This window comes from Rhodococcus cerastii (assembly GCF_033042195.1).
In the GTDB taxonomy this organism is placed as follows: Bacteria; Actinomycetota; Actinomycetes; order Mycobacteriales; family Mycobacteriaceae; genus Rhodococcoides.
The window spans coordinates 139,234-150,741 of sequence record NZ_JAWLKF010000012.1; the positions used below are offsets into that span (position 1 = coordinate 139,234).

Annotated in this window: 12 protein-coding genes; 7 read left to right on the forward strand and 5 right to left on the reverse strand. The window is 64.0% G+C overall.

Annotation, left to right across the window (positions count from 1 at the left end):
- Nucleotides 1–20: 20 nt before the first annotated feature.
- Together R3P93_RS19340 and R3P93_RS19345 are read left to right on the forward strand one after the other, a co-directional pair.
- Complete coding sequence (locus R3P93_RS19340; protein WP_037193923.1) at nt 21–329, forward strand: WhiB family transcriptional regulator; 309 nt, start codon at nt 21–23, stop codon at nt 327–329.
- A gap of 135 nt (nt 330–464) precedes the next feature.
- Nucleotides 465–686: an ANTAR domain-containing protein gene (locus R3P93_RS19345; protein WP_269595039.1), complete on the forward strand. Its 222-nt coding sequence runs from the start codon at nt 465–467 to the stop codon at nt 684–686.
- Nucleotides 687–830: 144 nt separating this feature from the next.
- On the opposite strand, the gene R3P93_RS19350 is transcribed toward R3P93_RS19345, so the two are convergent.
- The 5 genes from R3P93_RS19350 to R3P93_RS19370 all read right to left on the reverse strand — a co-directional run bounded on the left by R3P93_RS19350 (nt 831) and on the right by R3P93_RS19370 (nt 7,491).
- Nucleotides 831–2,045 (reverse strand): EAL domain-containing protein, encoded by a 1,215-nt coding sequence (locus tag R3P93_RS19350; protein ID WP_269595040.1) that lies wholly within the window; start codon nt 2,043–2,045, stop codon nt 831–833.
- Nucleotides 2,046–2,384: 339 nt separating this feature from the next.
- Nucleotides 2,385–3,494, reverse strand: a complete 1,110-nt coding sequence (locus R3P93_RS19355) for a GGDEF domain-containing protein (protein ID WP_283347475.1) — start codon at nt 3,492–3,494, stop codon at nt 2,385–2,387.
- Nucleotides 3,495–3,945: 451 nt separating this feature from the next.
- Nucleotides 3,946–4,809 carry a DUF559 domain-containing protein gene (locus R3P93_RS19360; RefSeq protein ID WP_317533788.1) on the reverse strand — a complete coding sequence of 288 codons (864 nt, stop codon included), beginning with the start codon at nt 4,807–4,809 and terminating at the stop codon, nt 3,946–3,948.
- A 161-nt stretch (nt 4,810–4,970) separates the two neighbouring features.
- Nucleotides 4,971–5,639 carry an SGNH/GDSL hydrolase family protein gene (locus tag R3P93_RS19365; RefSeq protein ID WP_283347477.1) on the reverse strand — a complete coding sequence of 223 codons (669 nt, stop codon included), beginning with the start codon at nt 5,637–5,639 and terminating at the stop codon, nt 4,971–4,973.
- 25 nt (nt 5,640–5,664) lie between these two features.
- Nucleotides 5,665–7,491 (reverse strand): DUF4012 domain-containing protein, encoded by a 1,827-nt coding sequence (locus R3P93_RS19370; protein WP_283347478.1) that lies wholly within the window; start codon nt 7,489–7,491, stop codon nt 5,665–5,667.
- A gap of 461 nt (nt 7,492–7,952) precedes the next feature.
- On the opposite strand from R3P93_RS19370, the gene R3P93_RS19375 reads away from it, so the two are divergent.
- The 5 genes from R3P93_RS19375 to R3P93_RS19395 are packed head-to-tail and all read left to right on the forward strand — an operon-like array spanning nt 7,953 to nt 11,346.
- Nucleotides 7,953–9,176: an alkane 1-monooxygenase gene (locus R3P93_RS19375; RefSeq protein ID WP_269595046.1), complete on the forward strand. Its 1,224-nt coding sequence runs from the start codon at nt 7,953–7,955 to the stop codon at nt 9,174–9,176.
- Nucleotides 9,176–9,340: a rubredoxin gene (locus R3P93_RS19380; RefSeq protein WP_269595047.1), complete on the forward strand. Its 165-nt coding sequence runs from the start codon at nt 9,176–9,178 to the stop codon at nt 9,338–9,340. The genes R3P93_RS19375 and R3P93_RS19380 overlap by 1 nt, the downstream gene beginning before the upstream one ends.
- Nucleotides 9,337–9,510: a rubredoxin gene (locus R3P93_RS19385; RefSeq protein ID WP_027495558.1), complete on the forward strand. Its 174-nt coding sequence runs from the start codon at nt 9,337–9,339 to the stop codon at nt 9,508–9,510. Before R3P93_RS19380 ends, R3P93_RS19385 begins: the two co-directional genes overlap by 4 nt.
- Nucleotides 9,507–10,715, forward strand: a complete 1,209-nt coding sequence (locus R3P93_RS19390; RefSeq protein WP_269595049.1) for an NAD(P)/FAD-dependent oxidoreductase — start codon at nt 9,507–9,509, stop codon at nt 10,713–10,715. Before R3P93_RS19385 ends, R3P93_RS19390 begins: the two co-directional genes overlap by 4 nt.
- Nucleotides 10,716–10,725: 10 nt before the next feature.
- Nucleotides 10,726–11,346, forward strand: coding sequence for a TetR/AcrR family transcriptional regulator (locus tag R3P93_RS19395; protein ID WP_269595050.1), 621 nt, complete (start codon nt 10,726–10,728; stop codon nt 11,344–11,346).
- Nucleotides 11,347–11,508: the final 162 nt, after the last annotated feature.

Genomic DNA, 11,508 nt, shown 5'->3' on the forward strand with positions numbered 1-11,508 from the left:
ACGCGAAACGGATCATGACGATGACGGATGACCAGGTCTGGCGCCTCAAGGGTGCGTGCATCGAAGACATGGATGCCTACGACTCGCAACAACTTCCTCGGCACGGACGCAAGCGCGCAGAGAAGGCATGGCGCTTGTGCGCCGACTGCCCGGTGTTGCGCAATTGCGCCGAGCAGACCGCGCGCGATATCGAGTCTGGCCGTATTCCGGTCGGCGTGGTCGTCGCCGGTGCCGCGTATCACGACAATGCGAGCAACGGGCGGCGGACCGACGCCTACCGCACTCTCGAGTTCCTGATCGGACGGCCGCTGTCCAACCCCGCCGCCTGACAGCGCCGAGGTTCTGTAACACCGCGATCACGGAACAATACGAAGTCGGTAACGTGGACAGCTCTGTTCGGCAGGTCTTCGGCGCGTCTTCTCGGGCCTGACCTGCGTCGGAGCAAGTCGCGCAACAATGTCTGCATGACCGCAGCGAACGCAACCGACTTCGGGCTACCGAACGATGTTCAACGGGCACTCTCGCAACGAGCACCGATCGAACAGGCCAAGGGAATGTTGATGGCAATACATCGCATCACCGCCGATGCGGCGTTCGCGCTGCTCGTCGACCGATCTCAGGGCACAAACCGAAAGCTTCGCGACATCGCGCAGGAGTTGGTGGACACGGCTTCGTCGGCGCGGTAACTGTTCAGGCAGCCCCGTACGCTGCTTTTTCAACGCACGGGGCCTGAGCAATGCGGCAGTCCGGACTACTTCATTACCTGCTGTGCCGTATGCCCTGCCATGGCTGCCCGAAACATTCCGTCCGGGAACGCGGTCGTCGTCGTGTCAGAAACGCGCGAGAATCGCACGCGCACAACGAACTACTGTCGCGCGGTCGTACGACATCACATAGTCGAACTCACGATCGGCGTCGATTTCCCCGCGGTGCAGATCGATCGCTGCGAGCACTCCACAGAAGTGCGGACCCAACACCACCACGTTCCACTCCTCCACGAGCGGATCCGTCGGATCGAGGGGCGCATGCATGATGCCGCCCTCTTGTACGTAGCCCATGCCAACGCCGTACACGCCGGCGTACGAGATCTGCTCGGCCATCGAGACCCAACGAGCACGGGTGGTCGAGGTGAAGTGCTCTGCTCGCTGAAAAGTACCGAGCACCAACGTTTCCGGCCCTGCGGCCGCAGCCTGCATCTCGAGAGACGTACTCATCGCCACCAGTAGACGCTTGGTGCTGCGGGTGGCTGTCTTTCCTGCGGACGCGATGGCGTACGGCGACTCGGCGGCGACAGCGGGCGTACTCGAGGTCGGGAACGGCGGCATCACCTCCGCGGCGTCCGCGGGGAGCTCCTCGGTGGTCTCGGCCGCCGGATACAGCTCACCCACCCCGTAGGTCGCTCCGAGTCCGAGTGCGCGAGTGCGGTGCAGTGCAGTGTCGACTCCGCTGGCCACCACCACCGCGCCGGTTCGTTCCACCTGAGCCGAGACGGCATGCGCGGTACGTGCGGTGGCGAGATCGGGACGCCGGGAGACCATCGATCCGGCGAGGATGATCACATCGGGTTCGATGAGCGGCAGCAGGGTCATCGACTGCGGCCGACGACCGACGTCGTCTACGGCCACCACTTTGCCGTCACGCCTGGCCTTGTCGATCGCGGCGAGGGTGCGGGCCGGACTGTCGACGAGTGCCGCCTCGGTGACGACCACGATGTCGCGGCGCAACTGTTCCTCGGTGGCGGAATCGAGTGCAGCAAGGGAGTCGACGTCCATGGAGACGAGCATCGGCAACCGCACCGACTGATTGATCCGAGCCACTCCCCACGCGAGGGCGTCGAGTTCCCGCTTGGCGTCCATTGCTCTCGCGGCGCGCTTAAGCGCGTCGGCGGAGGCGAGCGGGCCGTTCTGCGGACCTCGCAGTTGAACTTCGATCGCTGCGAGCGCGCCGTTGTCCAGCCGACAGACCGGGGCGAAATACGGTTGCACCGTCAGCTCTCCCGTGTCCGTGTCGACTGCAGATCCTGCTTCGGCCAGCGCGAACGTCACACCACAGTTTGACACGAAAAAACGACCCCCGTCACGTGGGGGTTGGCTGATCTTCAAACCTGATTTCCGTAGTTTCTTCTCGCTGTCTTAATGGTGGACGACGGAGGTGTCACGACAGACACCACAACTATCTCGTTTGGATAACTTTGCATAACGCTCCGATAACGGAACTTTCCCAGAGTCGACCGCGCGGCTCGGAACCCTCAGGGCTCGAAATCGGGCCGAAAACCCATGACGGAGTGGACTTTCAGAACCGAAGCCCAATTTTGTTACCACGGCAAACAACAAACGTACCGACCGCATTGTGACTATTTCGACGCGGACCTCGGCTCGGCGTCGTCACTGCAGTTCGTTCACGTCACCGCTCGACAGCGAATCGCCTCCGTAGAGGGCGACGCGGTCGCCGCCGAGCCTTTTCGCTTGATACATCGCCTCGTCGGCGCGGCCCAGCAGTTCGTTGACAGCGGACTCGACGTCCCCCGTCTCGACCACGGCACGGGCAATGCCCAACGACGCGGTCAACGGTGCAGGGTCGGTGCCGTCGCACAGACGAACTCGTAATCGCTCGGATTGTTCGACCACCGTATCGAGGCCGTCGACACACACGGCCGCGAATTCTTCGCCGCCCAGTCGAACCGTGACTGCCGGTGCCGGGAAGACCTCGAGGATGCGATTCGCGGTCGTCCGGATGACCGCGTCTCCATGCTCGTGGCCGTATCGGTCGTTGACCGCTTTGAAGTTGTCGATGTCGATGACCACGGCGACCAGCGACATGTTCGCACCGGATCGAGATTCCAGGTTGCCGATCGCCGCATCGAATCCCCGACGGTTCCGCAGGCCGGTGAGCGGATCGTAGAACGCGCCGGTGGCGTCTCGGCGCAACAGCATGAGGAAGGAATGCCCGATCAACGGTCCCGCGAACATCACCAGGATCAGCATGACGAAGTAGAGACTGGTCTGTAGACGCTCCGCCGGGTCGTTCACCATTGCCGAGACGTAGATGGTGACGGCGGTGACGAATGCGAAGCCGTGATGGACCGCCAACAACTTGGGCCCGTGAAACCCCGCGACATAAGCGCCCATGACCGTGAACAGGGCTGCAATGGGCAGGACTGCGGACGGTCCATCGGTGGTGAGCAGAACAGCCGCGAGCACGATGTCGGCGTACAGCACGAATGCGATCGACACGCGCCAGCTCGGCCAGCCGCCGATCAACCAGATCAACCCCACCGGGACCGTTGTGACGACGGTGAACCACAGGGGCCAGCGCGCGAAGTTGCTGTCGGCGAACCCCGGAATGGTCAGAGCGATCGCCGCGGCACCGCCGTAGAGCCAACACAGGATTCCGATGAGAACCCTGGTGATGTCCAATCCTCGTTGCGAACGCGCATACGCAACGTTCCACCCGTAGTCGACGGGAAGCGACCACCACTGACGAAGACCGTTCACCTTGCAGAGCTTTCCTGGTATCCCGACCTGGAGGGCCAAGTCAACCACAGACGAATCACCCGGTCTGCGAACTCGAGAACTTGCCTGCGGGGCACGGATCGGGCGGCGGAGCCGGGCTTCCCTCCCAGCTCCGCCGCACTCGACTGTACCTATTGTCGAACATATGTGCGAGCTCGCAAAGGAGTGATTTTCGGTTGTACCACTCATACTGTGCACAAACCGAGAAAGTGACCTACAGTCTGTGACATGCTCCAGAAAAGGGGTTCGAACGGGGTTCGACCGCCAGGTTCCACTGATCCAGTTCATTTGGCGCTCTTAGCAATCCTCACGATTGCTGTGATCGCCCTCGTCGTCATCGCGGTCCAACAGGGCCGCCTCTGATCACGCACCTCAGCGTTCACTACCGACTCTCCTCGGCGGAATCCCGCGTTCGGCGCACGCTTTTGAACGCTCACGTCCGCGGCAGCGCTCGGCCGACTGCATCGATCGAACGTCGACGACGCCGGACCACCTCGATGATCTCGTCGACCACGCGTCGCGTTTCGCCCAAGGCCTGTACAGCGGAGTAGCGCAGAACCAGCCACCCCTGAAGTACCAGCCGGTTCTGGCGTCGACGATCGCCGTCGAACGCTCGGCTCGACGTATGGAACTCGCGTCCGTCGATTTCGACGATCACCCGTGCCCGGAAGTCCACGAGGTCGCCGAAATACGGACCAACCCGCGCGTTGATCTCCATGAAGAACTGTCGAGCGGACAGTGCCCGAGCCACCACTCGCTCGGCCTCGGATCGGGTGCCGAGGCAGCACAGTCGCAATTGTCTCCGTACTGCCTTCATGCCGTGCATCCCGCGAGATCGTTCGCATTCCGTCGCGATTCGACGTCGCAGAGCCGGCCGCGCGATCGCCGTGTCGAAGAACCGCTCCAACTCCTCACCCGTCAGAGTGGCCGCCACGTCGACGAACACCTGGGCCAACGTCACCACCGGAAGACCTCGGCACCGGTCCGCCTCGGGGACGCGTCGTCGATGGATCTTCACCCACTCCGGCGCGTGCTGCCGGGTCGAGGGCGGCACTGTCGCCGTGACCTGCGTCGGCTCCTCGTCGATCAACCCCCACACCCACGCAGCGGTCAGATGACTGAGCACAGCGCCGGGCTTCCACAGAGCAACCGCTGTGCACAGGTCGATGTACTCGGGTTTGCTGGTCGCATAGATTCCGGGCAGCACTCGAATCAGCTGCCCGGACGCCGTTCTCCGAGAGATGGTGCTGCGGCTCATCCCCCGAGCCATCAGGTCGACCGCTGTGTGTACCCCCATGCCGATACGGTGAACGATCGACGACGCCTGCGCCAGTGCTGTTTTCGAAACCTGTGGATAGTTCGGGGTTATCCACAGGCAGCCCGCACCTCAGCGTTCAGTACCGACTCTCATCGGCGGAATCCCGCGTTCGGCGCACGCTTCTGAACGCTGCCAACCGGCTACGTCCGCGATGCGTCCACTGCCGCAGCCACCGCGGCCGCCATGGCCGCAGCCGTACTCGCGGTGGGGTGCACCCCGTCGAAGGTGGCTCCCGGCCGGTCGAGCAGCGGCGCGAATTCGGCGACGGGTATGCCGCGCTCGGCGGCCAGTGCTCGAATGTCGTCGTTCAGGTCGTCGGCGCTGACCGTGCGCGACGACGGCACCGTGGCGATCACGACCGTGTCGACGTCGCGTGCCCGGTCCAGGATCGTGCGTAGGTTGTCGACGATCCGGGGAAGCGGAACCGACCGGGCGAGGTCGTTCGTGCCTCCGTTGACGACGAGTATGTCCGGGTTCGCCGCCAGTGCGTCGTCGGTTCGGGCGAGGATCTGCGTCGTCGTCGCGCCGTTGATTCCCAGATTGCCACCGTCGGCTGCGCGGGCATCGTCTCCGCACACGAGATACGAGTACCACGACGTGTTGCCGTGAATCCCCCAGTCGACGCGTGAATTGCCTTGCGCCATCGAGTCGCCCAGCGTCACCAATCGTGGGCCGGTGTCGTTGACGCTCCACCCGAAGCAGTGTGCGTTGCGGACCGTCAGCGCCGGCTTCTTCAGTGGTCCTGCCACGAGCGCGGCGACCAGAGCCACCCCGAGTGCCCCGGCGATCCACAGTCGAGTTCTTCGCACGCCGGGGATTCTGCCCTACCGGCGATCACGAGCAGTCCGGGAAGTCCACTTCCGTCGGTGCTGGAGCCGATTGCGGCTGAACCGGTGCCTGCGCTTCGCCGGCGACAGTCGGTTCGACGAGGTTGTACTCGATGGTCTTGGTCTGTCCCGGTTCGATGACGACCGGCACGTAGAACACCGGATGGCCCCGTTCGGCAGCGGTCAGCAGAAACAGTGGAGTTCCGTTGATCGTGGCGTCGGTCAACGTTGCGCCCCGAGTTGCGTACAGTGCCACCACCGATCGGTTGGTTCCCGGAGGTCCGTCGTATCGGGTGGAGTCGTTCTGTCTGCCGGCGATGTAGGTGGTGTAGTCCTGCAGCGGAGCGTTGTTGGTAGTCTCGGCGACGACGCGGGTGGTACGCGTCGGGCCGTCGCAGGACTGCGCGGAGTAGGTGACCTTGCGCTGCAGGTAGTAGTCGAGCTTGCCGCCCGCACCGTTGTTCACCACCACCGCGGCGTACGGGTCGGGGCTGTCGGGAACTTCGTGGCCGATCTCGGTCGGACCGAGGATCGCTTGGAGTGCCGGGTCCGCGCTCCACACGGAGATGTGGCCCTCACTAGTGGCTTTGCCGAGCGCTTCGAGCAGCGCACTGGGAGAGCCGATGTTGCCCTGCATCTTCGCGACCACCCGGGCGGCGATGTCCTGCAGGTAGGCCTTCCGTGCGGCATTGTCGTCCTGGAAGCGGAAGTAGGCGTCGGACTGCGTGATCCGGACGACGTTGGATCCGTCGATCACTTCGCCGTCGCCCATCGTGATGGGTCCGACGGCGTCGAGGATGTAACCGAGGGCGACCGGGTCGGTGGCCAACGCGCCGTCGAGACGCTCGCCTGTTTCCTGCTCCCACATCGACTGCCAGATCCGACCCGCGTACGGAAAGTGCGGACTGACGTTGCTGTTCTGCCAGTTCTGGGTGGGCTGAAAGCGGCTCTCGTAGAAGTCGAAGAAGTCCGGGCCGAGATCGATGGGGTCGTACGGAATCCGAAGCTCGGCATTGCTGGCCAGCGAGTCGACCGCGACCTTCCCGTCCACGGCGCGCACGATGCCGAATCCGCCTATCAATCCGCCTGTTCCGCGGGATTCCGACAGTGTCTGGAAGGCGAGAAAGTAATTGCGCGGGCCGTCCGCCCCGAGCATCGCCGGAAGAACCTCGGCCGCGATGTTCGTGTTCGTCAGCAGGGACGTCAGCTCGTGCGTCTGATCCTGCAACCGAGTTCGCGCCTCACCGACCCGATCGACGAATGTCGGTTCCTCGATTGCCTCGGCCTGGGCATCGAGTACCTCCGCTGCAGCCGCCGCCCGAGACAGCGCAGGCGAGGCGTCGCGCAGGGCGGCGATGTCGATGGAACCGTCGGGCCCACGCAGCCGACTCGGATCGAGGGTGGTGCCCACCTCCACCGAGGGTGTCAGCACATCCACGCTCAACCCGTTGACGACGTCGGTGATCTGCGAGACGACGTCCAGCGGTTGGCCCACGTACGGAATTGCGGCGGCCGCCGTCCAGATCAACGAATCGGTGGCGTCCTTCGCCTGGGTCGAGGTACGCACCGCGTCGGACACGGAGGTGTCGGCCTTCTGCGTATCCCCGGTCAATAGTGCACTTTTTGCCGCCTGGGCATGCTCGCGGGCCTGATCGAGGGAGGTGTATGCGGCATTGGCAGTGTAAGCGAGCCAGGCACCGAGTCCGAGCGCCACGACGACGAACACACCGAAACCGAGCAGGATGCGTCGACCGGAGTTCTTCTTCCCGGCTCGTCGATGCCTACTGCGACCGCGAGGGCCGTCACCGTCCAGGTTGTCGCTGTCGTAGCCCATGGCGTGGTGCGGGCCCCTTTCGCTCCGGCCAAGAGTACAAACGGTGCCGTCGCAGCGCGACACGACTCTGTCGGAGCAGGCTGCGCCGGCGTCGCACCGGCGCAGCCCTCGAACGTCAGGAACCGAGGAATGCGCTCACTGCGGTGCTGCCGCTCTCGGCGCTTCCGCTGCCGATGAGCCCGAGGATGACGTCGACGATGATCTTGGCGATGAATGCGTCCATAACTACTCCTGTTGTGAAGTACCCCCGACGGGATACAGACGGACCTACGAGCGTTGCGACCGTTTGTGACCGGCCACAACGAATCGAAAGGTAGCAGCTGGATCTGTCCAAACGGTGGCGCTGTGGGCGCCGCCACAGTCCCAAGCATTGTTTGTACAAATTTCTGATTTTGTACACATCCTGACAAATTCCGTGTATTGTCCAATCTACAGTGATCGGCCTTACACGAGGAGTAACGATGACCGCATCGAATGTCGACGATCAGGCGCAGGCGCCGGTCGCCGAGTGGCACGACCGAAAGCGATACCTCTGGCTGATGGGTTTGATCCCACCCACGGCGGTCTTCCTGGCCACCGGCCTGGTGTGGGCCTTCAACCAGCTCGGCTGGACCGCCGTGTCGCCGGTCTGGTGGTGGATCGGCGCGCTGCTGGTCTACGGACTGCTTCCGATCCTCGATCGCTTCTTCGGTCCCGACGGTGACAACCCACCCGACGAGGTGATGAAGGCGCTGGAGGAGGACAAGTACTACCGCTACTGCACCTACGCCTACATTCCTTTCCAGCTCGCCAGTCTGGTGTTCGCCTGCTACCTGTGGTCAGCGAACAACCTGTCGTGGCTCGGCATCGACGGTGGACTCGGCCTGATCTCGAAGATCGGCCTGGCCATCAGCATCGGCGTAATGGGCGGAGTCGGTATCAACACCGCGCACGAGCTCGGCCACAAGAAGGACAGCCTCGAGCGTTGGTTATCGAAAATCACTCTGGCACAGACGTTCTACGGCCACTTCTACATCGAGCACAATCGCGGCCACCACGTTCGCGTCGCCACTCCCGAGGATCCGGCGAGCTCGAAGTTCGGCGAGAGCTTCTGGGCCTTCCTTCCTCGAAGCGTGTGGGGCAGCCTGAAGTCGTCCTGGGAGCTGGAGAAGACGCGCATGGAGCGACTGGGCAAGAGCACGTGGAGCATTCAGAACGACGTGCTCAACGCATGGCTGATGTCGGTGGTTCTGTACGGGGTCCTGATCGCGGTGTTCGGTCCGATCGTATTGCCGTTCTTGATCATTCAGGCCATCTACGGATTCTCACTGCTGGAGACGGTCAACTACCTCGAGCACTACGGCCTCCAGCGTCAGAAGAAGGAGAACGGCCGCTACGAGCGCTGCACTCCCGAGCACAGCTGGAACTCCGATCACATCGTGACCAACATCTTTCTGTACCACCTTCAGCGCCACAGCGACCACCACGCCAATCCCACCCGCCGATACCAGACTCTGCGCAGCATGGACGGGGCACCCAATCTGCCGAGCGGCTACGCGAGCATGATCTCACTGGCCTACTTCCCACCGGTGTGGCGAAAGGTGATGGACCACCGCGTTCTCGACCACTACGACGGTGACATCACGAAGGTCAACATTGCGCCGTCCAAGCGGGAGAAGATCCTCGCCGCGCACGGAGCGAAGTGATGGCCGCGTTCGAGTGCCCGGTGTGCGAGTTCGTCTACGACGAGACCAACGGTGCTCCGCGAGAGGGTTTTCCGGCGGGAACACCGTGGGCGGACGTACCCGACGAATGGCCGTGCCCCGATTGCGGAGTGCGCGAGAAAATCGACTTCAGGAGTAAGGCATGAAGCTCTACCGCTGCGTTCAGTGTGGATTCGAGTACGACGAGGAACTGGGCTGGCCCGAGGACGGCATCGAGCCGGGCACGCGCTGGGACGACATTCCCGACGACTGGTCGTGCCCCGACTGCGGCGCGGCCAAGGCCGATTTCGAGATGGTCGAGGTAGAGCGCGGGTGACTACTGGGCAACCCGCCGAGGTCGTGATCGTCGGCACCGGTGCCACCGGGTACACCGCCGCCAAAGTGCTACGGGCCGAGGGCTTCACGGGTTCCATCACGCTGATCGGGAGCGAGCAGGAGCCCACCTACCGTCGTCCGGCGGTGTCCAAGGAGCTGCTGATGGGCACCAAGTCGGTCGATCAGGTCCGGTTGGGTGCAGCCATCGAGGACGTGGACGTCCGCACGGGCGTCACCGCTGTCGCCGTCACCGACTCGGCCGTCGAGCTCGATCAGGGCGATCCGATCCCGTACGACGCCGTGCTGTTGGCAACGGGTTCTCGGGCTCGGCAACTCGATTTCCCGGGTCACGTGTTCACGCTCCGCAGCGCCGCCGATGTCGCACCGCTGCATGCCGACATCCTCCGCACCGGGTCGCTGTTGGTGATCGGCGGCGGATTGATCGGGTGTGAGGCGGCCGCAGCAGCCCGGTCACTCGGTGCCGACGTGACGGTGCTCGAAGCGGCATCGGCTCCGCTGAGCCGCATCGCGCCGCCGGAGATATCGCAGATGTACCGAGACCTTCACGCGGACAACGGTATAGCGATGCACACTGACGTCACGGTGACGAGTCTCGACGAGCAGGACGACGGCACCCTCCGTGCCACAGCTCAGGACGGACGCTCATGGTCGGCCGGCACCGTCCTGGTGTCGGCCGGTTCTGTCCCCAACGTCGAGCTCGGGGTGGACATGGGCCTCGAGACCGCGTCGGGAATCCTGGTCGACGCGGCTATGCGGACATCCAGGCCGAACGTCTACGCGGCGGGCGACGTCGCCGAGGTTCCCAACACCATTCTCGGCGGCACCTATCGGAGTGAGCACTGGAACGGTGCCGTCGATCAGGCGACCCGGGCGGCACGGTCCATACTCGGTCTCGACGTCGGCAGCCTCGACGTGCCGTGGGGCTGGTCGACTCAGCACGGGCTCAACCTGCAGTTCGCGGGGTGGACCGGTGCCGAGGACGAGTACGTCGTGGTTCGCGGCTCCATCGAAGATCGCCGCTTCACCGCCTGTGCGCTGCGCGGGGACACGCTCGTCGGGGCCATAGGCGTCGGCTACCCCAAGGACATCCGACAGATCAGATCCCTCATCGCGAGCGCAGACCCCATCGATCGGGAACTCCTCGGAGAAGATTGGCTGGATCGGCCCCATGCGGTCGTTCGATAGAGTCGTGTTCATGCCCGCAGCCGAACAGACGTCGACCCCCGGTCGATACCGTGAAGCCGCGTCCACTCTCGCGCGCGATACCGCGCTCGACGCGTTGCGAGAGCTGCTGAACGAGCGCAACTGGCGCAACGTCACGATGAGCCACATCGCCAAGGCGGCAGGGCTGAGCAGGCAGAGCCTGTACAACGAGTTCGGCTCACGACGCGGCGTCGCGCAGGGGTACGCCATCAGATTGACGGACCTCTTCGTGGCCATGTGCGAAACGGCTCTGTATCAGCACGAGAACGACGCGTCGGCCGCTCTGCGGCAGGGCTTCTCGTCGTTCTTCGAGCTGAGCGGCCTGGATCCGCTCGTCCGGTCGCTGCACAGCGGCGACGCACCGGAAGATCTTCTGCGCCTGATCACCACCGACAGCGAAGTGCTCATCGAGCGGGCGGGTGAGCGTCTGTCCGAGACCTTCCAGCGCGGATGGGTGGGCGCGAGCCCACGACACGCCGACGTGGTCAGCAAAGCCATCGTCCGATTGGCCCTGAGCTACATCCCCGAACCGCCCGAGGACATCGCTGCAGCGGCCGACGATCTGGCGCTGCTGCTGACCCCGTTCGTCGATTCGATCACCGCCGACAACTGACCTCGACGTCCAGAGTTCGACCTCGCCCAGTACGCCGATCTCGCCCCCGCCCCGCTCCCGCCCCCTGACCTGCTTCGGCCCCCTGACGCTCAATGTCAAGCTGTCTGGAGTCGGTTGTTGTTGATTCCGACTGTTGCGGGCGGTTGTGGTGTGCAGGGGCGG

What these genes read in the sequence shown, in the direction of transcription:
- R3P93_RS19375 (WP_269595046.1), top strand. Translation starts at nt 7,953, where the DNA reads ATGACCGCATCGAATGTCGACGATCAGGCGCAGGCGCCGGTCGCCGAG.
- R3P93_RS19385 (WP_027495558.1), top strand. Translation starts at nt 9,337, where the DNA reads ATGAAGCTCTACCGCTGCGTTCAGTGTGGATTCGAGTACGACGAGGAA.
- R3P93_RS19370 (WP_283347478.1), bottom strand. Translation starts at nt 7,491, where the DNA reads ATGGGCTACGACAGCGACAACCTGGACGGTGACGGCCCTCGCGGTCGC.
- R3P93_RS19345 (WP_269595039.1), top strand. Translation starts at nt 465, where the DNA reads ATGACCGCAGCGAACGCAACCGACTTCGGGCTACCGAACGATGTTCAA.
- R3P93_RS19360 (WP_317533788.1), bottom strand. Translation starts at nt 4,809, where the DNA reads ATGGGGGTACACACAGCGGTCGACCTGATGGCTCGGGGGATGAGCCGC.
- R3P93_RS19395 (WP_269595050.1), top strand. Translation starts at nt 10,726, where the DNA reads ATGCCCGCAGCCGAACAGACGTCGACCCCCGGTCGATACCGTGAAGCC.
- R3P93_RS19380 (WP_269595047.1), top strand. Translation starts at nt 9,176, where the DNA reads ATGGCCGCGTTCGAGTGCCCGGTGTGCGAGTTCGTCTACGACGAGACC.
- R3P93_RS19340 (WP_037193923.1), top strand. Translation starts at nt 21, where the DNA reads ATGACGGATGACCAGGTCTGGCGCCTCAAGGGTGCGTGCATCGAAGAC.